Source organism: Shewanella sp. GXUN23E (assembly GCF_050865035.1).
GTDB lineage: Bacteria > Pseudomonadota > Gammaproteobacteria > Enterobacterales > Shewanellaceae > Shewanella.
In genome coordinates, this window is sequence record NZ_JBOZWP010000007.1 from 23,266 (window position 1) to 48,570 (window position 25,305).

General features: G+C 53.4%; 16 protein-coding genes. 8 read left to right on the forward strand and 8 right to left on the reverse strand.

Translation table 11 applies throughout. The annotated features are described in order from the left end of the window. Positions 1–234 precede the first annotated feature (234 nt). Complete coding sequence (locus tag ACRRUX_RS08410) at positions 235–2,439, reverse strand: OmcA/MtrC family decaheme c-type cytochrome (RefSeq protein ID WP_432529134.1); 2,205 nt, start codon at positions 2,437–2,439, stop codon at positions 235–237. A 463-nt stretch (positions 2,440–2,902) separates the two neighbouring features. Between ACRRUX_RS08410 and ACRRUX_RS08415 the strand changes: the two genes are divergently transcribed. From ACRRUX_RS08415 to ACRRUX_RS08440, 6 genes are all read left to right on the forward strand, one after another. Further along, on the forward strand, positions 2,903–3,142 hold the full coding sequence (locus ACRRUX_RS08415; protein WP_432529136.1) for a FeoA family protein: 240 nt from the start codon (positions 2,903–2,905) through the stop codon (positions 3,140–3,142). Then, entirely contained in the window at positions 3,135–5,432 is a 2,298-nt protein-coding gene (gene feoB / locus ACRRUX_RS08420) for a Fe(2+) transporter permease subunit FeoB (protein ID WP_432529138.1), read from the forward strand. The genes ACRRUX_RS08415 and feoB overlap by 8 nt, the downstream gene beginning before the upstream one ends. A 145-nt stretch (positions 5,433–5,577) precedes the next feature. After that, on the forward strand, positions 5,578–7,248 hold the full coding sequence (gene glnS, locus ACRRUX_RS08425; RefSeq protein ID WP_432529140.1) for a glutamine--tRNA ligase: 1,671 nt from the start codon (positions 5,578–5,580) through the stop codon (positions 7,246–7,248). 1,354 nt (positions 7,249–8,602) lie between these two features. Continuing rightward, positions 8,603–9,655, forward strand: coding sequence for a porin (locus ACRRUX_RS08430; RefSeq protein WP_432529142.1), 1,053 nt, complete (start codon positions 8,603–8,605; stop codon positions 9,653–9,655). A gap of 41 nt (positions 9,656–9,696) precedes the next feature. Continuing rightward, positions 9,697–12,822: an ExeM/NucH family extracellular endonuclease gene (locus tag ACRRUX_RS08435; protein WP_432529144.1), complete on the forward strand. Its 3,126-nt coding sequence runs from the start codon at positions 9,697–9,699 to the stop codon at positions 12,820–12,822. Positions 12,823–12,898: 76 nt separating this feature from the next. After that, on the forward strand, positions 12,899–15,496 hold the full coding sequence (locus tag ACRRUX_RS08440) for an endonuclease (protein ID WP_432529146.1): 2,598 nt from the start codon (positions 12,899–12,901) through the stop codon (positions 15,494–15,496). A gap of 189 nt (positions 15,497–15,685) precedes the next feature. Here ACRRUX_RS08440 and ACRRUX_RS08445 read toward each other — a convergent pair whose 3' ends face one another. Next, a complete protein-coding gene (locus ACRRUX_RS08445) occupies positions 15,686–16,342 on the reverse strand; it encodes a spondin domain-containing protein (protein WP_432529148.1) in 657 nt (218 codons plus the stop codon). A 275-nt stretch (positions 16,343–16,617) separates the two neighbouring features. Between ACRRUX_RS08445 and ACRRUX_RS08450 the strand changes: the two genes are divergently transcribed. Further along, positions 16,618–17,493 carry an AraC family transcriptional regulator gene (locus ACRRUX_RS08450; RefSeq protein WP_432529150.1) on the forward strand — a complete coding sequence of 292 codons (876 nt, stop codon included), beginning with the start codon at positions 16,618–16,620 and terminating at the stop codon, positions 17,491–17,493. 64 nt (positions 17,494–17,557) lie between these two features. Here ACRRUX_RS08450 and ACRRUX_RS08455 read toward each other — a convergent pair whose 3' ends face one another. The 4 genes from ACRRUX_RS08455 to ACRRUX_RS08470 form a co-directional block, all read right to left on the reverse strand. Then, positions 17,558–18,205, reverse strand: coding sequence for a DsbA family oxidoreductase (locus ACRRUX_RS08455; RefSeq protein ID WP_432529152.1), 648 nt, complete (start codon positions 18,203–18,205; stop codon positions 17,558–17,560). Between the two features lie 15 nt (positions 18,206–18,220). Further along, positions 18,221–18,676, reverse strand: coding sequence for a hypothetical protein (locus ACRRUX_RS08460; RefSeq protein ID WP_432529154.1), 456 nt, complete (start codon positions 18,674–18,676; stop codon positions 18,221–18,223). Between the two features lie 130 nt (positions 18,677–18,806). Next, entirely contained in the window at positions 18,807–19,679 is an 873-nt protein-coding gene (locus tag ACRRUX_RS08465) for a LysR family transcriptional regulator (protein WP_432529156.1), read from the reverse strand. Positions 19,680–19,697: 18 nt separating this feature from the next. After that, complete coding sequence (locus ACRRUX_RS08470) at positions 19,698–20,198, reverse strand: hypothetical protein (RefSeq protein ID WP_432529158.1); 501 nt, start codon at positions 20,196–20,198, stop codon at positions 19,698–19,700. A 304-nt stretch (positions 20,199–20,502) separates the two neighbouring features. Here ACRRUX_RS08470 and katG point away from each other — a divergent pair, with 304 nt between their 5' ends. After that, entirely contained in the window at positions 20,503–22,722 is a 2,220-nt protein-coding gene (gene katG / locus ACRRUX_RS08475; protein ID WP_432529160.1) for a catalase/peroxidase HPI, read from the forward strand. A gap of 53 nt (positions 22,723–22,775) precedes the next feature. Here the strand turns inward: katG and cybH are convergent, their stop codons facing one another. After that, on the reverse strand, positions 22,776–23,480 hold the full coding sequence (gene cybH / locus ACRRUX_RS08480; protein WP_432529162.1) for a Ni/Fe-hydrogenase, b-type cytochrome subunit: 705 nt from the start codon (positions 23,478–23,480) through the stop codon (positions 22,776–22,778). Positions 23,481–23,495: 15 nt separating this feature from the next. Further along, entirely contained in the window at positions 23,496–25,304 is a 1,809-nt protein-coding gene (locus ACRRUX_RS08485; RefSeq protein WP_432529164.1) for a nickel-dependent hydrogenase large subunit, read from the reverse strand. Position 25,305: the final 1 nt, after the last annotated feature.

Here is a 25,305-nt window from a genome sequence, read left to right on the forward strand (position 1 = left end):
TGGTTCTGCAACACTTTTGTAATTGCTGTTAACGATCTGGACAGAAGCCGGAAAATAATTCCCCATAGGAAAAGTAACTTTTTATGGTGGAAAAATCTTCATCAGTAACATCAGAGTGTGAGCTGGATCCGGCTATTTCTTTGGGGGTATTTAGGGCCTGGAAAATCTGCCGGAAGTGCTTGAAAAATAAAGAAGGGAGGCTATGCCTCCCTGCGTCGTGATGCTAGTTAGAACTTACCAGCCAAATCCCCAGTTTTTGTGTTGCTCCAGCAACTTGTCAGTGGTGTGACAGGTTGAACAGGATTCAGGGCCTGCAGCATTGGCTTCTGCTTCATAATCAGAAGCGGGTACGCCAAGTGCGTATGACTTAGTACCGTCCTGAGCAACAAACTCGTTGACGGCCAACACGCCACCAAAGGACTTGATATGGCCAACTGCAGCGTCATTCAGAGCGTACGGCTTGGTGTGACAGCTCACACACGCAGCTGTCTGAGGTGATACTAGGGTTTGCTCGTTGGTTGCGCCCAGACGCTGGCCATCAGTCGTGCCAAAGGCAACCGGTGCTGCATTGGCGGCAATCTTATCGAGTCCGAAGCCAGCAGTACCATGACAGGTCTGACAGTCGGTCTTCTTGAAGAAGCCGTTAATGTAGTGCTTGCTGTGAACGATATAGGCCAGATTGGACGAGCCGATACCTTTCTTGTCACGGGTGCCGTTGTGGCAGCTGGCACAACCATCCATATCATTGCTGTATCTGTGAGTGATGGCGGTGGTGTGACAGTCCTGACAGGCCTTCATTTCCGCATGCTGAGTACGTGGGGTCTTATCGACTTTGGTACCGTCCTGCTTGAAGAAGAAGGTGTCACTGACCAGATAAGGTGCAGTCTGTTTACCGCTGTCCAACTGAGTTACGTCACAAACAGCCCGAAGTCCCTTGGCGCCGAAGCAGACATGCAACTGGCTGGATAGCGCTATAGTGGCGTTGTTGGCCAATGCGTCGGTGACGGTGAAATCAGCGTTGCTGATGACAGATTGAATACGGCCATCATCCAGTGCGGTAAAGGTATTGAACCCGACTTTCTGGTAGTTGACGCTGAAGTCATCGCCGGAAATACCGTTGAACACAATGGCGCTGTTGTAACCACCGTACTTGTATGGGCGTGGGTCAATTTGTGACAAAGGAACCAGCTCATCACCATCCAATACTTTGAAGGTGGCTGTTACAGTTTGCTTGTCAGCGGCAACAGCCACTTCATCAAAGACCACTTTCAATTGGGTCGCATGGGCATTGGCATTTTCGGTATAGTGGCCGGCTTCGCCGCCGCGATAACCACCGGTATGAACGCTGTGACAGCTCATACAATTTTGTTTGCTCTCGGCGATCTGGTTGTTGTCTTTATCCCAGTGCCAGCTTGGTACTGCATATGGACTGTTGTGACAGTTCATACAGGTTGCGGTATCCAGATCTGCTTTCCAGGCGTCTGCCATGGCCAGATTTTGATCAGGCTGGTGGCAGGTCTGACAATTGGATGCCATTTGAGGGTAAATGCCCTTCTCATCGAAGAAGGAATGGCTGTGAATATCGTGCGCCATGCCTTTGATCGAGCCATCAAAGAAGTAAGGTTCGCCAACGGGTTTGCCATCAGCATCCTTGTCCTGCTTCATGTAGCTGTTGTAGTCAGTGTGACAGAAGGTGCAGGATTCCAGCGTTTCGTGCTTGCTGCCATGGAATGCCAGCGCGCCGGCATGGCCTGGGCGGTGACAGTTTTGACAGGTTTCTTCTGCGATAATTGACTTGGGCTTTTGCTGCACCATGTCTGAACTGGGTTGCCAGTAGAAGAAACTGTTGTCTCTGAGGGTAGCGCCAGCGGCGTTGCTGGATTTGATCCCCAGATAAATACCGTTGGTGACATCTGCTGCGTAAGCATACTTGTCCAGAGTATCGATTGCTTTGTTCAATACCAAGGTATAGGTACCGTCACCGTTGTCGGTCAGACAGTCCTCACAGTCGCCACCTTTAAAGTACGATGACCCGGTATAGTGGCCATCACCTTTATCTTTGTTGAAATAACTGAGCCAAATATCTCTGGGCTTTCCTTCGATATCGGTCAGAGGTTCTCCTTTGTAGTTTTTGACGTCATCTTCGGTCCCAATGCGACCGAAGGACACCGCAGCAATATCGCTGTTTTGCAGCTTGAGCACCGCTGCACCATTGGCATCGCTGAGGGTAAAGTTAACTGTAAGGAAGCCGTCTTTGACTGAGGCGGAAGTTATATCGGCATTGACTGCGGATACAGAGGATATTGGGGAGCCCACTACACCGTCTTTGCCGTCTTCACCATCGTTGCCATCGCTGCCGCAGCCGATGACAGTCAAGGATAACAGACCGGCTCCCAACAGCGCGGTATAGCTGCTTTTGAGGTTAAACCGTTTCATCATAAAATTTCCCTGCAATTGTTATATTCATCATCTTTTCATTTGGTTACATAAGTATCCCTAAAAAGATGTATGGAAATGGTTTTCCATTCACAAGGCTAACAAATGGGCAGTTTTTCGCAGGTGTTTTAGGGTGGATATGTGAACTGGATCTGACTATTTCTTTAGAGGTATTTATGTGCCTGAATTGCCAATTGAAATTGTTATACGGAAGGTGCCCTGAAATCCCCTGAAAGCGCGAATTACAGCACCCTGTTGAGTTAACAATTTAACATTCAAAAGGTCGCTGCTCAGTGAAAAAATTTGTTGAAACAGGGATGACAAACGTCATCGGGTCAATCACAATTGAAAACCATTATCGTTTTCGCTTGAAAGCTTGATCAAGGTAAAATTTTTCTCTGCCAAGCTGGAGTAGAATCCGCAACAGTTATTCTGGCAACCGGTTTGCCAAAGGTGGAAATCGTCAATGAAGTTAAGTGAGCTCAGTCCCGGAGACAGCGCGGTGATTGCGGAAATTGGTCATATCGACCTGCCGCAGACAGTCAAGCGCAAGTTGTTGTCCATGGGGATCACACCCAAGACCCGTTTTACCCTTATCCGTCGGGCGCCCATGGGGTCTGGCCTGGAATTGGATATTCGCGGCAGCAAACTGTGTATGCGCCGTGATTTGGCCGACATTATTGAGGTAGTGAAAACCCATGACTAAGCAGTTTCATTGTGTCACGGTAGGCAACCCCAACGCAGGTAAATCCACACTGTTCAATGCGCTGACCGGCGCCAATCAGCAGGTGGGCAACTGGTCCGGGGTGACAGTTGAGAAGAAAACCGGCCAGTTCAGCGTCAATGGCAGCGATGTGCTGCTGACTGACTTGCCCGGTATTTACGACATTCTGCCGGCCGGCAATCAGTGTGATTGTTCGCTGGATGAGCAAATCGCCCAGCAGTATCTGGCCGAGCAGCAGATTGACGGCATCATCAACCTGGTGGATGCCACGATTCTTGAGCGTCACCTGTACCTGACGGTACAGCTGCGTGAGCTGGGGATTCCCATGGTGGTGGTGGTCAACAAGATGGACGTGGCCAAAGCCCGTGGCATCGAGATTGACTTTGACCGCATGACCCAGGCGCTGGGTTGCCCTGTGATTGGGGTCAGTGCCCGTGAAGGTACCGATATCGACAAGGTGCAGGCCAAATTTGTTGATCTGCTCGAAGGCAACATCGATGAAGCGCCGTTGATGCTCAATTATGACGAAGCCATCGAAAACGCCGTTGCTGCCGTGCGTGAACGTCAGCCACAGCTGGGGCGCGGTCGGGCGCTGGCGCTGTTTGGTCATGGTCTGGGATGTGGTGCCTGTGCCAATGGCCAGCTGAGTGCCGAGGTGACCGAATGTGCCCAGAGCCTGAGTGCTCAGGGTAAAGACATCGAAGTGATGATCGCCGGACGCCGCTACGAATTTGTTGAGAAGGTGTTTGCCGCCGCGGTGGCGGTCAAGCCCCATGAAACTTTCAGTGCCAAACTGGACAAGCTGACGCTGCATCCTGTGCTGGGTATTCCGGTATTCCTGCTGGTGATGTACCTGATGTTTATGTTTGCCATTAACGTTGGCAGCGCGTTTATCGACTTTTTCGATATTTCAGTGGGCGCGTTGCTGGTGGATCATTTTGGTGCCTGGCTCAGCAGTATCGGTGCGCCAGCCTGGCTGGTGACCTTACTGGCCGGTGGTGTGGGACAGGGGATCCAGACAGTGTCCACCTTCATTCCGGTGATTGCGGCGTTATTCCTGGCGCTGTCGGTGCTGGAAAGTTCAGGTTATATGTCCCGCGCGGCCTTCGTGGTGGATGGTCTGATGCGCCGCATCGGCCTGCCCGGCAAAGCCTTCGTGCCTATGATTGTGGGCTTTGGCTGCTCGGTACCGGCGATTATGGCAACCCGTACTCTGGGTAATGAGCGTGAGCGTATCGTCACAGGTATGATGGCGCCCTTTATGTCCTGCGGTGCACGTTTGCCTGTATACGCACTGTTTGCTGCGGCCTTCTTCCCGCAAAGTGGTCAGAATCTGGTGTTCCTGCTGTATATCATTGGGATTCTGGCGGCGATTGGTACTGGCCTGCTGCTGCGTCACACTCTGCTGCCGGGGAACTCCAGCGCTGTGGTAATGGAGCTGCCTGACTATGAAATGCCCAAACTCAAGCCAACCCTCAAGCGCGCCGGTAAGCGCACCAAGAGTTTTATCATGGGCGCCGGCAAGACCATTGTGGTGGTGGTGACACTGCTGAACTTCATCAACTCCATTGGTACCGATGGCAGCTTTGGTCATCAGGACAGCCGCGATTCGCTGCTCAGCGTAGTCAGCCAGAAAGTGACTCCGGTGTTTGCACCAATGGGACTGCAATCTGATAACTGGCAGGCGACGGTTGGTATTGTGACCGGTATCTTTGCCAAAGAGGCTGTGGTGGGTACGCTCAACAGTCTGTACTCTCCTGCCGGTGCAGGCTCAGATGAAGCGCTGACACCACTGAGTGAAAGCTTCAATGAGGCGCTGCATACCATTCCGGACAACCTGTTTGGTATCAATCTGCGTGATCCTATGTCGCTGGATGTCGGTGATGTGTCTGATCAGCAGGTGGCTGCGCAGGAGCAGGGCGTGGACAGCACCACTTTCAGTGCGCTGCAGGCCGGATTCGGCACCACCCTGGCGGCCTTCTGTTACCTGCTGTTTGTGTTGCTGTACACCCCTTGTGTAGCAGCCATGGGCGCACTGGTTAATGAGTTTGGAATGCGCTGGGCTCGCTTTGCTGCGCTGTGGACCTTTGGTCTGGCCTATGGGGTTGCTACCTTTGTGTATCAGGCAGCCAGCTTTAATCAGCATCCGCTCAGTTCAGCGGGCTGGATGGGCGGGTTGTTCGCCGCGCTTATCGCTTTCTTCTTCTGGCTTAAGCGTAAAGGCAAACGGACTCAACAGATTATTCCCGGTGTTAAGGTGATTGCCGGGTAATCAGTGAAATGCCAAAAGCAGCCTGCGGGCTGCTTTTTTTGTTATAGTGGGGCCGCATTTTATTGCCGAGCCATTGTGTCCGGGGCCGATCTGTAGGATCATGCGCCCTTGATTTATTTTGCCACTGTTCACCAAGAGGAATTCCATGAGTCACGTGGACAACGAAGTGCGTCCAAGCAACTTCATCCGTAACATCATCGATGAAGATCTGAAAACCGGCAAACACACCAGTGTACACACCCGTTTTCCGCCTGAGCCGAACGGCTATCTTCATATCGGTCACGCCAAATCTATCTGTTTGAACTTTGGTATTGCCCGCGATTATCAGGGTGAGTGCAACCTGCGTTTTGATGATACCAACCCTGAAAAAGAGAACATTGACTATGTCAACTCGATTCAGCAGGACGTGCAGTGGCTGGGATTCCAATGGAGCGGTGATGTTCGCTATTCATCCAACTATTTTGATCAGCTGCACGCCTATGCGGTTGAGCTGATCGAAAAAGGCCTGGCCTATGTGTGTTTCCTCAATGGCGAGGAAACCCGCGAGTACCGCGGTACCCTGAAAGAGCCGGGCAAAAACAGCCCATACCGTGACACTTCCGTGGAAGAGAATCTGGCGCTGTTTGAAAAGATGCGCAAAGGTGAATTCAAAGAAGGTGAGTGTACGTTGCGTGCCAAAATCGACATGGCATCGCCTTTCATGTGTATGCGTGACCCAGTGATTTACCGTGTGAAATTCGCTCATCACCATCAGACCGGTGACAAGTGGTGCATTTACCCAATGTACGATTTCACTCATTGTATCTCTGATGCGCTGGAGCATATCACTCACTCTCTGTGTACTCTGGAGTTCCAGGATAACCGCCGTCTGTACGACTGGGTGCTGGACAACCTGAACGACTTCCAGGCGCCGGACCGTACTCGTCAGTACGAGTTCAGCCGTCTGAACCTGGAATACACCCTGATGTCCAAGCGTAAGCTGAACGATCTGGTGGTACGTAATCTGGTATCAGGTTGGGACGACCCACGTATGCCAACGATTGCCGGCTTGCGCCGTCGTGGCTTTACACCATCTTCTATCCGTGAATTCTGTAAGCGCATCGGTGTGACCAAGCAGGACAACCTGGTGGAAGTGGGCATGCTGGAAGCCTGTATTCGCGAAGAGCTGAACGACAATGCGCCGCGCGCCATGGCTGTGATTAAGCCAATCAAGGTGGTGATTGAAAACTTCCCTGAAGGCGAGCTGGAATACGTTTCTGCGCCTGTTCACCCTAACCATCCTGAGATGGGTAACCGTGAGCTGGCCTTTGGCCGCGAAGTCTATATCGATGCCGAAGACTTCCGTGAAGAAGCCAACAAGCAGTACAAGCGTCTGGTGATGGGCAAGGAAGTGCGTCTGCGCAATGCCTATGTGATCAAAGCCGAGCGCTGTGACAAAGATGCCGATGGCAATGTGACCACGGTTTACTGCACCTATGATCCAGAAACGCTGGGCGTTAATCCAAGCGATGGCCGTAAGGTGAAAGGCGTGATCCACTGGGTCGAAGCCAGCACTGCGGTGCCTGCTGAATTCCGTATTTACGACCGTCTGTTCAAGGATGCCAATCCGGCAGCCTTCGAGACAGTGGATGAAGTACTGAACCCTGAGTCTCTGGTGGTGCGTCACGGTTTCGCCGAAGCCGGTCTGGTTAATGCCAAGGCCTGTGAAGCGTACCAGTTTGAGCGTGAAGGTTACTTCTGTGCTGACAACAAGGATTCAAGTCCAGAGCATCTGGTCTTCAACCTGACTGTTGCACTGCGCGACTCGTTCGCCTGATAGCTCAGTACCCTGGCGCTGCTGAATAGCGCCAGATAGTGTAAGGCTGCTTGCTAAAAAAGGCGCAGCATGCCTGCTGACAGAGATTAAATCCGACGACCATTGGTTGTCGGATTTTTTTATGGGTTGTTGGCAAACAATTAACGCCGGGAATGCTTGGCCGGGATAAACCTGGACACGGGCGACTGAGCTTCTTTTGCCGCTTTATCCTGTGTGCTCAGGTTGTGGAGCAGATCATGTCGTCTGTCTGGCCACATTATTCAGTGATTGCTTGTCTCTTTTCTCTCATTGTTCTCTTCCGTTTTCCTTTGGTCATATTAGGTCGCTGGCACCGCTTATGTACTGCCTGTAAGCCATCATGTCGTTTGTATTTCGGGGATGGAAAGCTGTCTGAACGGTTTCTGCTGAGCTTCATTTTGATAGATCAAGGTACTTGCTCTTTGCCTGGCTTACCGTTTGCGGCCGGGTGAACATTTGCGCTGTTTGACTCTTACCGCGACTGAACGGCCAATGTTGTCCGCAGTTAATTATCGTAGCCAATTAATCCGGTGAATCTGTAATTGTTGGCATTTTGGTCTGATGGTGGATCAGGGGACGTCTATTTTGAATCAGAGGCGTTTGCAGATAATTTGCTGATATTTTAATCGTCGCCTGTTATTTGAGCTGTCTGCCATTGTTTGATATCTGTGTAAATATCTATTCTTTACTCAAATAATGAATATATTTTTAATATTTGGAGCTGATCACATTTGTTTGATAATTGCTCGTTTATTCGGCTGTTTAAATGTGTTGCAAATTAAAACAGTGTCTTTTAGTGTTGCTTTAAATTGTTTTAAAACATGCTGATAGTGAAGAATTGTCGCTGCTTTTGCCAATTTCGGTATTCAGTGAAACGTATATTACTTATTTACGAAATGTGACCATTTTGCCGCGTTTGGTTTGCCTTGGTGTTGCCTGTTATGTACGGTTGTTTATAATTCCTGCACCCTGGCGACGGATGTTTTCCGGCGCACAACTGATGGTATTGAAGGCTGATATTGAGCGCTTTTTTATGGCCACTGCGGTTGTCGGCACAACTAATATTTTGTGATTGGCACGCATGGGCAGTGCAAATGTGCTTCACGCATTTGACAGTCAATTGGAACGTGGATCGGTGCAATATTACCGATCTGCTTTCGGGTGGCCGCTATGGCTGATCTTATTCAATTTCATTTCTTCATTTCCTATTTAACCAGGCAGCGGAATAGCTTGTCTGGGCAATCTATTCTTGCTCAAAAAATCATCGTTATTTATCTGCTTGAATTATCCGTTCGGTTTAATCACCGAGTCATTAACCTATATGGAAGTAGTAGCAATGCTAAGAAAAACAACTATTGCATTAGCGCTGTCGTCTTCATTTGTACCCTGCTTGCTTCAGGCAGCAACTCTGTTTGAGAACGACAATGGCGACTATATGAGTCTTTATGGTGAAGTGGGTGTAGGTGGCCATTTTGGCACCAGCAGCGACTACAACCATGATGAATTCTATGACACCAAGTCTTACGTGGATGACAGCTTTGCCACCATGGGTGTTGCCGGTCAACAGTCAAAATTCCTGTATCGTCTGGAGCTGGATTACCAGCGGGAAAACTGGCTTGGCGGCAGCGGGGAGTTTGCGCTGGCCATCGACAAGTTATACCTGGGATATGCCTTCACTGAGAACCAGTGGGTCGAGTTCGGTCTGACCGATACTGCCTTTGATGATTACGATCATTATGGTGACTTCACCTTCAACAAGGCAGTTGAAACCGGTGAGGCTGGCGATCAGGAAAACACCATCAAGTATCAGGGTGAGTTCGATTACCTGCGTATTGGTGCGTCTTACTCCTATGAAGGCAAACATAAAAACGGCACTCCTCAGGGCGATATCGTCAACGGTTATGTTGGCCTGTTTACTGATTATTTCTCTGTGGTGGTGGGTGTTGAAGGCCGCGGTGGCTCTGAAGGCATCAGCAAATATGGCGAGCAGCGTCTGGTGGGTGTGGGTGCCCGTGTCAGCGTATTGCCACAATTCCAGATTGGTTTCAACGGCTTCATTGAAGATGAAGATCTGGCGACCCATCGCTCTGGTGACACCTTCCTTGAGTATGAAACCTTCCGTAACTATGGCGCGACACTGTCGGCCAAGTATGACTGGTCAGAAGCGCTGGAGATCATCGCCTCTGCCAACTACGAAGAATACGAAAACTGGGATATCGAAAGCCCCAACTATGACTATGAAGAGTTGCCTCCGGTATTTGGCAAGGAGCGCACCTGGGGCAGCCTGGGCTTCAACTATCGTCCCGGCAACAACATCGTGCTGTCAGTGGAAGGTCGCGTCGGTGAAGCACCGGAAGCGGCTTATGCCTACGCGCGTATGTACTTCTAATCCCGGATTATCCCTTTATCAAAATACAGGTAGTGTTTGATATGAAGAAAAGTATTATTTCGCTGGCCATCGCCGGCGCCATGGCGGCTTCCGCTCAGGCCGGGGTACAGGATCTGCTGATCACTGAATACACCCAGAATCGCAGCGACATCAGCATGAGTGCCATTGAGATCACCAATACTCATGCCACCGATGCCTTCACCTTTACCGATGCCACCAAAGCGGTGATTCTGGGCAGTGGTAAATATGCCAATGATTTGAAAAATGCCGACGGCAGTCTGTTACTGACCGGCCAGACACTGGCTGCAGGCCAGTCTATCGTGCTGCTTAACAAGGGCGCTTCGGATGCGCTCAAGGCGCAGATTGCAGCAGCCAACGCCATTGCCCTGGTGGGTGAGGGTACCGGAAATTATGACAACGTATTCGTCAACGGTGATGACACGTTCCAGCTGAAGCATGACGACAAAGTTATCGATATCGTTGGTCCGGCTACAGCCCAGGGCTATTGGGGCGAAAACAATACCTTAAGACGCCGTGTGACTGACACTGGCGGTGTGCCGACACAATCTCCCACTTATGATCCCATGCAGTGGCTGGATATTGCCCCCGCCAGTAACGATGGTATGGGTTCCTCTGAGCTGGCACCCAAGCCCGAGACCTTTGTCTGCGAAAACCTGACCAACATCTCAGTGATCCAGGGCGAAGGCGCAGTGTCACCACTCAAAGGTCAGACTGTGGTGGTCAAAGGCGTGGTAAGCGCCGCAGCCAAATACCCTACCCAGGGCTTCTATCTGCGGGATATCGTCTCTGACGGCAATCCGCTGACCTCTGACGGCATTTTCGTATACACCAAAGGCGATACCAAGGATCTGGTTGGTAAAACCGTGTGTCTGCAAAGTGAAGTGAAAGAGTTCTTTGGTCTGACGCAATTGTCGCCAACCTCATGGGAAGTGACTGACGAGAGCTTCAGCAGAACCGATGCGGTTGATATTGAAATTCTTGAGTCCGACAACGGCCTGTTTGCCAACACCCTGGAGCGTTACGAGGGCATGCTGGTGCGTCTGCCACGTGACCTGAATCCACTGGAGGACGGTAATCAGGATATGCGGGTGTCCAAGACCTTTGGTTTTGACTATGGCAGCTTCCGCAACAACATCATTCTGTCTTACCTGCGTCCGAACATGCAGCCCAACCAGCTGAATGTGGCTGGCAGCCCTGAGGCGATTGCGGCAGCTGCCCAGAATGATGACTATCGTCTGGTGATTGAAAGTGCTGACAAAGCGCCAGACGGCAAGATCCCGTATTTCCCCGGTTTCTATGACGAACCGGCGAAAAACTACGTGCGTATCGACGACAGCGTAGTGGGCATGGAAGGGGTGATTAACTACAGCTATGGCAACTTCAGCCTGACGGTGACCAATACCCTGACCGGCAGCAACTTTATCCATAACCTGCCACGTACCAAGGCGCCTACCCTGAATACTGAGGTGGACAAGGACCACTTTGCTATCACTGTGGGCACCCAGAACCTGTTCAACTACTTCAACTCGCCATTCGGTGGTGACCAGAACAACTTTGGTCAAAACCGCGGTGCGGACAACTATGAAGAGTACGAACAGCAAAAAGCCAAGCTGGTGGCCACCATCCGTGCGCTGGATGCCGATGTGCTGGGTCTGATGGAGATGGAAAACAACGGCTTCGGTCTGGACAGTGCCATCGCGGATCTGGTGAACGAAGTTAACACCTACTACAACTACGAATATCCTGACGGCGAAGACCGCGACGATTCCACTGAGAAGCGCTATGTGTTCGTGGGCTTCGACCACAATGGCAACCAGATCCTGGATGAACTGGATTCCATCGGCTCTGATGCGATTGCCACCGGCATTATCTACCGCCCAAGCAAAGTCAGTATCGAGCGTACCCGTGTGGTGTCCATGCCACAGCAAAAGGCGCCAAGTATCGTTAACGACCTTAATGAAGTGATCAAAGATGATCGCGGCGAAGCGCTGGAAAACGGTCAGAACTATAACCGTGATGCCTTGGTAGTGACTTTCATTGTTAACGGCACGGGCAAGCGCCTGACGCTGGCAGTGAACCACTTCAAGTCCAAAGGCTCTACCTGTTGGGAAGATTGGCAGGGTGTTGAGTTCGGTGATGCCACCGTGTGGGAAAAAGATCCGGTCGATGCGGACAAGCAGGGTTCCTGTGAGCACTTCCGGGTTGCTGCGGCTTACCATCTGGGTAAAGAGATGGAAAAGATCGACGGTGACAAGATCATTCTGGGCGATTTGAACTCCTATGCCCAGGAAGACGCCATGCTGGTGTTGACCGACAACCCACGCAACAAGACGCTGACTACCGCCAGCTACACCTACATCAACAAGAAGCCACAGTTTAATACTGATGGCTCGCCGGTGAATATCAGCCGCAGTTTTGGCTACGTTGATGCCGTGGGTCTCAAGACCAAAGCGCGTGGCGAAACCCCATGGAGCTACTCCTACAACGACGAAGTAGGTTCCCTTGACCATATCCTGGTTTCTTCATCGTTGACCGACCGTTTGATTGATGCTGCTGACTGGCACATCAATGCGCCTGAATCAGCTTTGTATGACTACAACCAGGAATACAAGGGCAGCGCCAATGATCACTTCTTCAAGGCCGATGTCTACCGTTCATCTGACCATGACCCAGCCATTATCTCCCTGGGCTACAAGCCGGGCGAAACCGACCCAGGCAAACCGCTGCGTCTGCCGGTATGGGACAAGCTGGTGAAAGTGCCCTATCAAATTCCTGCCGGACTGGAGGTGATGGCCGGTGATATCGCCCACATCAGCCTCAAGCAGGAAGATGATGAAGAGCGTCTGGATCTGAGCCAGCTGGTATTGCCCAACGTGGTGATCAAGCAGGATGGCCAGCAATTGGTGCAGTTTGAAGTGTTCGGTGCTCCTGCTGCCGGTTACTACGCCCATTTTGAACTGCGCCGCGATGGCCAGGTGGTGCCAGGCTCTGAGCAGTCAGTGCTGATTGACGTGAAAAAGCGCGACACTCTGGTGCCTTCGCTGGTGACTGAGCCCCATGACAACACCGGTGGCAGCACAGGTCTTTATGCCCTGCTGACACTGCTGGGTCTGGCCGGCCTGCGCCGCCGCTGGTTCAAGGCTTAATTGTTTGATGTCACCGCAGGCGATGGCCTGCGGTGACATGACGTCGAATCAAAATAAAGTCTTAAGGAAAAGAACAATGAAAACTCATCCTACAAAAATCGCACTGGCGCTGATGGCGCTGGGCGGCTTTTCGGCGCAGGCCAGCGCCAATCTGGTGATTACTGAATACATCGAAGGCAGCTCCAACAACAAGGCTGTGGAGATATCTAATCTGGGTAACACCGCAGTGGATCTCAGTGCCAATGAATATAAGTTGGTGTTGTTTACCAACGGTAAGACTGATCCGGGTAATACTGCAACTCTGAGTGGCGTGTTGGCTCCCAATACCAGTGTGGTATTCCACAATGCCGGCGCTGCCGATCCATTTAAAATTGGTACCGATTCCACCGTCACTTACTTTAATGGTGATGATGCCCTGGTACTGTACAAGGACAATGTGGTTATCGATCGTTTCGGTAAGCTGGGGGAAGATCCCGGTACTGAGTGGACAGATCCCAATAACCCCAATTTTTCCACAGCCAATAAGACCCTCAGACGCAACGCCGATGTCACTGTGGGTGATACTGATGCGACCGCGGCTTTCCCCGGTACCGCCAATCAATGGACCGTATTTGATATTGATACCGCAGATGGTCTGGGTTGCCCGGGAGTGGGTGCCTGTACCAAGTCGCCCGGTGTACTGCTTATTACCGAATACATTGAAGGCAGCTCCAACAACAAAGTGGTGGAACTGTCCAACGTCGGCGGCAGTGCCATTGATTTAACAGCCAATGAATACAAACTGGTGTTATTTACCAATGGTGGCATTGAGCCAAAAAGTACTGAGATCCTGACCGGTACGCTGCAGCCTGGCAGCAGTTATGTGTTCCATAACTCAAGCGCTGCTGACGCCTTCAAGATAGGCGCGGCGTCAACTGTCACCTACTTCAACGGTGATGATGCGCTGGTGCTTTACAAAGACGATGCAGTTATTGATCGTATCGGTAAACTGGGTGAAGACCCGGGTGCTGCCTGGCTGGACCCCAATAACCCGGACTTCTCCACCGCTGACCGAACCTTGCGTCGCAAGGCGACTGTGACCGCCGGTGATACCGTTGCCGATGCGCCATTCCCCGGGGAAGACAATCAGTGGGTAGTCTTTGCCAAGGATACCGCCGATGGCATAGGTTGCCCGGGAGAGGGGACCTGTGATGTGCTGCCGCCAGAGCCGGATCCAAACCTGCCCTGTAATGGCTGTGTGGTGCTGGATAAGGTTGCCGATGCCGCCGCCTTCAAGCCAGAGCTTTATTATGCCGACGTACTGGGTGGAAATCTCGATACCCCACAAGCCTGGAAAGCGGCGCTGTCCGGCGTTATCACCCAAAATCACCAGCCACTGACCTACAAAGGTGTGTGGACTGTGCTGACTTACTCGGATGAAGATCCTGCCAATCCGAAAAACATTATTGAGCTGTATACCGGTAACTCAGTCTCCAAGCACGATAACGGCGGCCTTGCCGGTGACTGGAACCGCGAGCACGTATGGCCCAAGAGCCATGGCTTCCCGCAGGAAAGTCAGTGGGGCTATACCGACGCCCATCATCTGCGCCCAACCGATGTGGCGGTCAATGGTGCCCGCGGCGCCCTGGATTTTGATGCGGTTGCCGGACTGGAAGGCACCACGGAAGTCACCGGGGCACCGGGCAACTATCGCAATACCGCGCTCAATGCCTTTGAGCCCAGAGATGCGGTCAAGGGTGATGTGGCGCGGATGATGTTCTACATGGATACCCGCTATGAGCTCAACGGCAATGGCGGTATGCCGGATCTGCTGCTGGTTGACAACACGGGTACCAGTGGTGCGCAGGCCGGTAAACTCTGTACTCTGTATCAGTGGCATCTGCAGGATCCTGTCGATGACGCAGACAAAAAACGCAACAATGCCGTGTATGAGTATCAGGGCAACCGTAACCCCTATATCGATTACCCTGAGTGGGTTCAGCAGGTGTATGGCGCTGCCTGTGGCGATGCGCCCTTACCAGGTCTGGATGTGACCTTTGTGATTGAAGGTCCAACAACTGTGGTGGAAGGCGAAAGCATCAGCCTGGATGCCTCCAAATCCTCTGTGGCGGACGGCCAGAGTCTGACCTACAGCTGGAAGCAAGTGTCCGGCCCGGAGATGTCACTGGTTGCCGATGGCGCGCTGCTGACCATGACGGCGCCGCTGGTTGACAGCACTCAGGCTGTGGTTATCGAGCTGACCGCGACGGCCGGCGAGCTCAGCGCCACTCATCAGTTGACCCTGACGCTGGCAGACAAAGTGCTGGAGCTGGATATTCAGTTCAAGGGCCCGACGTTGGTGAATGAAGGCGATGCGGTCAGTATTGAAGCGACTCCAGCCCAGACATCGACCGGTGATGCAGTGACCTATACCTGGTCGCAAATCGGCGGCCCCAAAGTGGAATTTGCGGCGCAGGGTGCGCAGTTGAGCTTCACTGCCCCTCAGGTCACACTTAATACCGATCTGCTGTTCAGCGTGGAAGCCTTTGATGGCAAGCACAGCGCAACCAAACAGCTGAAGGTGCAGGTGAATAACCAGGCGGGCGCTGGTTGGGAAGAGCCGGAAGGTGGTGCCATGGGCGCATTACTGACACTGCTGTTGCCATTGGCATTCTGGCGTCGCCGTCAGCGCTGAGCATTCATAGGTAACAAGCAATAAATCAAAAGCCGGAGTTGTCTCCGGCTTTTTTTATCTGCGGTCATCCTGGTTAGTGTTAAAAAAACAGCCATCTGTCCACGGGGATGGCTGAAAGCCAGGAGGAGTGCCGGTGGCACGGGATGATCTCTGCGGATCATTTCATCGACCCGGGGTTATGCATTCCTGTTACCTTACCCGGGAAATGGTGATTTTGCCGATGGGGTCCTGCCATTGGTAGCTGGCACGGGACAGATCGCCTTCGCCATGAATGCCGGGGCTGGGGTACACATAGCCCTCACCGGCATCTTCCGGGGAGAAAGGCGCGCCGCCACAGTGCGGCCCGGGAATGTGCTGGCAGGACTCATCATTGGTTTCACTGCCGCCATCATAGGCTCTGAAGGTATAGGTTTTGCTGCCCCATACGGGTAATTCAACCCCTCTTACCGCGGCCAGCGTGTCGTTGGTGGGCAGCAGCATGGCGGCCATGGTCAGGCGGTTGAAGGCACCGCGCCCGGAAATGCTGAAGGTTACCGATTGCCCTGGACCCAGCAGACCATCGGTGTTGGTGGTCATCAAGACTCTGTTATTGGCCTGCCATTGGGCGGTCAGGCCTGAGATATCGCCCCCTTCTGCCACCCGCGCCAGTTCTTCAGATGCGCTCTCTCCCAGTGTGAACAGGCTGACTCCGGCTCGGTGGCTGGCGGCGAAAAATGGGGTAAAGCTGATACCCCGGGTCAGATTGGTGACTGTCACTTCGTACCTTTGTTGGCCCGGATGATCCGCCATAACCGGGAATGCACTGATGGCAGAAACGATCAGCAAAGCGGAAATTGATTGACTCATAACATCCTCGCTGTAGATAAATGGTGGCAACCAAAGAAAGTACGAACGGCGTCTGTATCGCCTCTGGTTCTTTGTTCTGGCCTCAGCCTGGAACCGGTTCGCAGCTTCCCTGAGTCAAGTTAGGGCCGATGGCGGGGAAAATCCTCACGAAAAAATCACAAAAGCTGTGCAAAGCTGAACCATACTCTGGGCAAATTCATCTACTCGCCCGATATTGCCACAGTGACAGCTGTGGATGAGGGGCAGGACGCAAAATCGCCGGGGTAACAGGCATCATGGATAAACAGGCAGATTTGCTGGCACGTATTGAGCTGGCGGTGGATTTAATGGCGGCCGAGCCGGACTGGGCGGCGCCAACGCCGCTGGCTGAGCTGGCGCAGGCTGCGTCATTGTCCGGCTTTCATTTTCAACGGATTTACCGTTTGCTTATGGGGGAGACCTGTGAGCAGACCCGGCATCGCATTAAGCTGACTCGCATGGCTAACCAACTGGCGTCCTGTCAACGGCCTTTCTCCAGTGTGTCAAGCGATGCCGGTTATACCTCATCACTGGCGCTGGCCCGGGTGCTTGGTGCCAGTCACGGGAGCGCTCAACAGGTCGGAGTGCCGTCAATCTGTGCTGCTATCGCCGATATCATTGAGCCGTCAGGGCAGGGCGCGCCTCTGGTGATCGGGCCTAAGGTGGCGCTGATGCGAACCCGTAAACTGCAGGGGATCAGCCTGCCCCAGGCCTGTCGTTATCAGGAGCTGGAGCTGACATTTCAGCGGCTCACCGGATTGTTGGACATAGACACCCGACCCGGAGCCCGGCTTGCATGGCCTGCTGATGACAGTTGTCAGGACCCGGCATCCCACACTTTTGAATGCATGCTGGCGCTGGAGCCGGGGTTTTTGTTGCAGCAACAGGGGGGGGGGCAGCATGAGCTGGCACCGCAAACCTGTCTGAGCTACCAGCATCTGGGGAGTTATGCTGAGCTGGGGAAGGCGACCGACTGGCTGTACGCTGTTTGTTTGAATGAGCTGGGCGATGTATTTGCCGATGCACCCTGTCTTTATCACTTCGTGACTGATACCGTCACGCCGGATAATCATCAGACTGGTTTATTGCGTACAGATATTTATTTGCCTGTGGATATTGCGGATAAGTGTTGATGATTCAGAGTGTTGGCGCCACTTTGGTGGCGCGGGCCCGACTGAGTGAAGACAGGTCAATCGTTCAGGCAGGATTGTCCTGTGTGGTGATCAGTTGCTCCACGGTCGCGACAACAATATCCGGCTTGATATTACCCCACAGCCGGTAGCGCAGATTATCCATCGCCCAGCATGGGCTGCCCGGAATTTTATCTTTTTCGGCCTGACGAAATTCCCCGACACAGGCCGCCAGCGCTGCGCCGCTCTGCATCATGGCCAGCACTGCGTCCTCCTGCACATGGTTTTCCCGAAGGATTTCCCGCAGTACTGAAAACTGGCTGATATCTCTGGCCTGAGCGAAGAAGGCGCTGCGGACTGAGTCGGTAAAGCTGTTGGCAAAGGATTGCCCGTGGCAAAGGGCGACCGCTTTGATGGCTTGATGCGCCATCAATGACGACGTGGGCCGGGTGTGACGCCAGATATCCGGATGCACCGACAGGCCATCGATAGGGCTGACCAGTCGTTCGGACATGGCGGCGTAATCATGCCAGGCCTGCTCACCTTTTTCCTGAGCCTTGACCCGGGCAGCAACATCGCCATACAGCTCCAGTAATTTGTACTGCCACTGCACCTGCGAGGGGCTCCAGCGCGTCAGCAAGGTTTGATTATGATGCTGGCCAATCCAGCCCCAGATACAGAGAACATCGGAGTAAAAGTTCAGGATCAGTGGCATAAGTGCTCCCGGAGTTTATCTGGCATCCGCTGCGGGCGAGGAAAATGAGGCGGGCATGCGGTAGACGGTGGTTATCTCACCGGACTCCTGGTCCTGAAAGGTGTAATGAGCACTGTCAATTGCCACCACAATTACGCAGAACGCATAGCCGGTCAGTTCTTTAACGGTTTCAGACAGCCTGAGAAAGACGGCGCAACTCTTTTTCTGGCCGCCATCGAAGGAGTTCTGGTAGACGCCTTCGGCCTCGTAATCCCGGCCATCGGGCAGTTTCCCCCAGGATTTGAAGGTGCCATCGGTGCGATACTCATCATATCCCCAGAAGGATTTGCCGCCATCATCTGAATTTCCCCACACACCATGCAGCAGTGGTTCGTCCACCCAGATCCAGCCGGCGTTGTCGGTCGCCTGTGCCGGGACAGACAGCATTCCCCAGAAGGTAGCCATCAGCAGCCAGATGCGCCAAATATTCATGAAACCTCCACTCTTGCTGATGGGCAGATATTGCGGTGTGGCAATGAGCCAGCCGCGAAGGCCAGTCTGTTATCAGTATGGCAACGCAGAATGAATGCAGCACCACAATACCGCTTCCGGCCCGATTCGACTAACATTCTTTTCCGGTGATCAGGGACTCGTTCGCGCTTAATTTTTCGGTGAGAAAGTCCATCAGCAGCTTGATTCTGGCAATCTGACGGAGATCCGGATGGGTCAGCACCCAGAGATCCTGAAAGGGCTCAGGGGGATGGTTATCTATCCTGATAAGCTCAGGAAAAGCGTTGGCGATATAGCAGGCGCCCCTGATGAGCCCCTTTCCCGCTGCTGCGGCCTGGTGACGCAATACCAAATCATCGATTTTCAGTGCGATTGCCGCATCCGGCCAGGGCGTGTCAGCCAGCCACTCAGGTCGCTGGTTCTGGCTGCAGGCTGTAATCCAGCGATAGTCCTGGCTGGTGGTTCGGCTCAGATAGTCACGGCTGGCATAATAGGCGACCGCAATGGCAAACAGCCGCCGTCCCACTAAATGCTCCGGCGGTGTGTTCGATGCCCGCACCACGATATCCGCTTCACTGCTGTCCAAATCCACCAATTGATAACTGGTATGAACATTCAGTGATATTTGTGGATACCGTTGCTGAAATGCCAGCAAATGCCCGAGCAGCAGAAATTGGGCAATCGCCGGTGGCACAGACAGGGTGATACTGCCCGACAGCGCAATGTGGGCGCTTCGGGTGGCCCTGAGATCACGCAAAGCGAAGGCTTCAATTTGCTGCGCTGAAGCGAGTAATGACTCCCCAAAGGCGGTCAGAAGGTAGCCCTTGGGCGAGCAATCAAACACCGGGGCGGCATATTTGCGATTGAGCTGAGCCACTCGCCGGCACACGGTGGAGTGATTCATATTCAGTGTCAGCGCCGCCTGGCGCAGTGATTTACCGCGATAAAGTGCCAGAATAACCCGGTAATCATCCCAATTTTCCAACGATGCGCTCCTGCCGGTTCAGTGGTGGCGGGTCATACTCTGGTCTGCTCTGTGTACCGCAAATGCAGCAATGCGCCAGCCTTTGTCAGTGCGTTTGAGCAGGTAAGTGGCCCCGATACGGTTAAACAGACTTCCGTCCGATTTAATGCGCAGCGCGACATTACTGGCAAGTGCCAGGTTGTCCCCCAGTATGCTGATATCGACACTTTCCCAGCCGACACTGGCCACGCCCTGTTGTTTCAGATTACCAAGAAACCCTTTCGCCTGTTGCACAAATTCAGCGGGTGTCGAAGTGCGGGCCGGTTGAGAGTTGGACATCAGCATAAATTCGTCGAGGTAGATGTCGCTGGGCACCGTGAGTTCTCCCTGGTTCAGATAGCCGTTGTATTTGTCCATGTAGGCGGTGAACAGTTGCCGGATCTCATTTTGTTTATCTCCATAATCTATTGATTCAGCGAGGATGTTTCCAGAAAGTATCAAGCTCAAAGCCAAGGCCGCAGTCAGACATAATTTGTTCATGGTTAAGGTGCCTGTTGAGTGAATTGTCCCGGTTAATTTAGCAACTGCCCATCTCAGAGGCATGGATTAAAAACCGACACCATCGTTGCGTATCCGCAACACACTGGTCGTGGTGTTAACGAATCTTTCATCTGCTTTTCAGATTTTCCTTATCTGTAATACCCGTTGGCGACAAACCCTGTATCAGCATTAGCTTATTCACCCGACGAGGCAATGACGTGCTGCAGAAGCACTCAGTTGTCATTTGGCCCTGTGGCTTTTGGGCTGCACTCCCATGGCATCAATCATGGAAAAGGAAACTAGGATGAAACACTCAGTAAAAACCGCGATTACGACGGCACTCTCAGGCTGTTTGCTGCTGTCTGCCGCCCAGACAATGGCCGGCGAGCCGACCACCAATCAATATTGGTGGCCCGAGCAGCTGGATTTAACCGCGCTTCGCCAGCATAACCCGCAATCCAACCCCTATGGCACGGATTACGATTATGCGGCGCGCTTCAACTCGCTGGATCTGGCCGCCGTCAAGGCCGACATTCAGGCGGCGCTGACCAATTCCCAGGATTGGTGGCCTGCGGATTACGGTCATTATGGACCTTTCTTTATCCGCATGGCCTGGCACAGTGCCGGGGTATATCGCATTTTTGATGGTCGTGGTGGTGCCAATGGTGGTCAGCAGCGGTTTGAACCGCTCAACAGCTGGCCGGATAACGTCAACCTGGATAAAGCCCGCCGCCTGCTGTGGCCGGTGAAGCAGAAATACGGTGCCAATCTGTCCTGGGCCGACCTGATGGTACTGGCCGGCAACGTCTCCATGGAGTCCATGGGCTTTAAGACTCTGGGATTTGCCGGTGGCCGTACGGATGACTGGGAAGCGGAGAAGGTCAACTGGGGCGCCGAGAAACAGTGGCTGGACAACAAGCGTCACAATGATAAGGGCGAGCTGGCCAAGCCGTTGGGAGCCACTCAAATGGGGCTTATTTATGTCAATCCGGAAGGCCCCAACGGCAACCCTGATCCACTGGCATCAGCCCAGGAAATTCGCGACACCTTCGGCCGGATGGCGATGAATGATGAAGAAACCGTGGCACTTATCGCCGGTGGTCATACGTTCGGCAAGGCTCACGGTGCCCATGATCCCAACAAGTGCGTCGGCGCCGATCCGGCCGCTGCGCCTGTCGAGCAGCAGGGACTTGGCTGGAAAAACAAGTGCGGTAAAGGCCACTCGGAAGATACCGTCAGCAGTGGACTGGAGGGTGCATGGTCATCCAATCCCACCAAGTGGACCATGGAGTATCTGACCTGGTTGTACACCTTTGACTGGGTGAAAACCAAGAGCCCCGCGGGTCATACCCAGTGGGTACCGGCCGGTGGTCAGGCGGCCAATCTGGTGCCGGATGCTCATCTGCCGGACAAACGTCATGCGCCCATGATGTTCACCACAGATATTGCCCTGAAAGAAGACCCGGCTTATCGCGAGATCACCACCCGTTTTCTCAATAACCCGGCAGAGTTTGAACAGGCCTTTGCGCGGGCCTGGTTTAAGCTGACTCACAGAGACATGGGCCCCAGAGCCCGTTATCAGGGCAGCGAAGTGCCGACTGACATTCTGATTTGGCAGGATCCGGTGCCGCCGGTCGATCATGTGCTTATCGACAGCGCCGATCAAACCCGGCTCAAGGCGGACATCCTGAAAACCGGACTGACTGTGCCTGAGCTGGTGGAAACGGCCTGGGCTGCGGCAGCGAGTTTCCGCAATACCGATATGCGCGGTGGTGCCAATGGCGGTCGTCTGGCACTGGCGCCGCAGAAGGATTGGCCGGTGAACGATCCGGCGCAGCTTAACAAGGTGCTGAGCAGGCTGAAAAAGGTACAGCAGCAGTTCAACAAGTCCGCCAAAGCGGGCAAGCAGGTGTCGCTGGCGGATGTGATTGTGCTGGGCGGCAATGCGGCGATTGAGCTGGCGGCCAGAAACGGCGGGCTTGAGCTGAGCGTGCCATTTACCCCGGGCCGAATGGATGCCAGTCAGGCGCAAACCGACGTGAACTCCTTTGCCGTACTGGAGCCCAGAGCGGATGCTTTCCGCAATTACTTTGCCGATGACAGCCTGTTGCCACCCACCGAAGCCATGGTGGAGAAGGCATCAACGCTGGGGCTGTCGGTACCGCAGATGACTGCACTGGTTGGGGGGATGCGGGTACTCAACGCCAATACCGGCGACAGCCGTAACGGCGTGCTGACGCAAAAGCCGGGCACTCTGTCCAATGACTTCTTTGTCAACCTGCTGGACATGGCTACTGTGTGGCAGAAGACCGACAAGCCCGGGGTGTACCAGGGTGTAGATCGCAAAACCGGCAAGCCAAGATGGACGGCAACATCGGTGGATTTGATCTTCGGTGCCAACTCTGAGCTGCGTGCAGTGGCCGAAGCCTACGCCGCCGGAGATGGCAATAAGGTGTTTGCCGGGCAGTTTGTTGATGCCTGGAACAAGGTGATGAACAACGATCGATTTGATGTGAAGTCCTGAGTTGTGCCCTGTCATGCCACCCCGCGGGTGGCATGACAGTTTCTGCGACGGTCTCAGTGGCCGTCGTCCACTTTGCGGTTGTCCCGGAAGAATCGCCAGCCGGTGACCATAGTGCTTATCATGGTTTGTCTGGACATAATGTCTTCACGGATCGCGACATAAATGTGGATCATCGAGAACACAATAATCACCCACATGCCCAGATGGTGAATGGTATGAACATTCTGGCTTTGTCCGAACAGCGGGATCACCCAGCTGCTGAACAGGGTATATTGCCAGCTGTCGTAACCCGCGCCCTCACCGTACAGGGCAAACCCGGTAATGATCATCAGCGTGGTGGTCCAGACCAGTAAAAAGTGCATGGTCAGCACCGCCAATGGGTTATGCCCCGTGTATTTACGCGGCTCTTTGGTCAGAAACAGATACCACTTGGTTTCGTGCCAGACACCGCTCCAGAAGTCGCCACTCAGCAGCGGCGGCAGGAAGATTTGCCTTGCATGTTCATTACCGACCACCGCCCAGTACAGTCGGCCGATGAATCCGACCGCCAGAAGGTAACCGGCGGAGAAATGAGCGAAGCGGATATAACCCATCAGAAAATGGCTGCTTGCTTCTCCGGACAGTGTCGGCAACGGCGAGCCAATCAGATAGCCGGTAATACACAACACCACAATGCACAGGGCGTTGACCCAGTGCCAGATCCTGACCGGGGCCTGATAAACATATACGCTCGGTGAGCTTTCAACGGTTTTGGCCATGGTGATTTTCTCCCCTCAGCGAGTGCCGACAGGCCCGGTAGTGACGCGGGTCAGTTCCTGCCCGTCCGGACTCATCACATGGGTGGAGCAGGCCAGACAGGGATCAAAGCTGTGCAGGTTGCGCAGGATCTCAACCGGCTCTTCGGGCACTTCCACTTTGGTGTTCATCATCGCTGCCTCAAAGGCACCAATGTTGCCTGCTTCATCCCGGGGCGAACCATTCCAGGTGGTCGGTACCACACACTGATAGTTGTCTATCTTGGTATCCCTGATTTTGATCCAGTGCCCCAGCGCACCCCTTGGCGCTTCGGTGAAACCCACGCCTTTGGCTTCGCTTGGCCAGTCTGCGGGGTTCCACATTTCACCGCTGTGGGTTGCCGAATCCCCGTTTTTGATGTTGGTCATCAATTTATTGAAGAAATACAGCTGCTGATCGGCGGCCCACTGAGCTTCCAGTGCCCGGGCAGCGGTGCGTCCCAGGGTGGAGAACAGTGCATTGACCGGCAGATCCAGCGCGCTCAGGGTACGGTTTATCTGCTCGGTGAAATATTCATGTCCCTGGGCATATCCCACCACATAGCGGGCCAGCGGTCCCACCTCCATGGCGTGACCTTTCCACCTGGGCGCCTTAATCCAGGAGTATTTCGCGGTTTCATCCAGCTGCTCGATATAGGTGTCAGTGCCTTTGGCGCTGCTGATATCAAATTTCGGCTGGGTCACCCCATCCCACGGGTGCAGGCCTTTAACGCCATCCGGATAGCGATACCAGGAGTGAGGAACAAATTCCTGAATTTCATTGGGATCCCGTAAGTCAATCGGATGGACTCTGGATAGATCACCGTTGATGATGGCGCCCTGGGGCATCATCAGATTGGCGGCTGAGTAGTCGTTGGCCCGATCCGGTATGTCACCGTAGGCCAGCACGTTCTGTCCGGACAGGCCGCCACCATAGAGCCAGCCTTTGTAGAAGTGGCCGATGGCAATGATGTCCGGAATATAAACGTTGTCGATGAAGGTTTTCGATTGTTTGAGAATTTCGTGGACCTGATTGAGGTTCACCATGTTCAGACCACCGACCGCACCTACGCCGTCTACATTGATGGCGCAGGGTACGCCGCCGACTGTCCAGTTAGGGTGCGTATCCTTGCCACCAAAAATGGTCCGGGTTTTCATGATTTCTTTTTGAAAATCCAGCGCTTCAAGATAATGCGCCACCGCCATCAAATCGGCCTCCGGAGGCAGCAGATAGGCAGGGTTATTCCAGTAACCGTTTTTAAATGGCCCCAGCTGACCGGACTCGACAAACTTCTTTAGCCGGTTCTGGACATCCCTGAAATAACCGGGAGATGAATTGGGGTGATGGGGCGACACCTGTTGCTGCAGCTCTGAGGTCGCCCTTGGATCGGCCTTCAGGGCGTTGACCGGGTTGACCCAGTCCAGCGCGTGGAGGTGATAAAAGTGGACCAGATGATCGTGTACCTGCAGCGACAACTGCATGATATTGCGGATACAGTTGGCGTTTTCCGGAATGTTGATCTGCAGGGCATCTTCCACCGCGCGTACTGAGGTCAGGGCATGGGTTCCGGTACAGACGCCGCAGATCCGCTGCACAAATGCCCAGGCATCCCGGGGATCGCGACCTTTGAGAATGACTTCAAGGCCGCGCCAGATAGTGCCGCTCGATACCGCATTGCGGATGATATTGTTCTCATCAATATTCACTTCGGCGCGCATATGACCTTCGATGCGGGTCACAGGGTCAACGACAATCCGTTGTCCGGAGGTATCCAGACTGAAGCCATTGGGGGTATTGGTGGTCGTCATG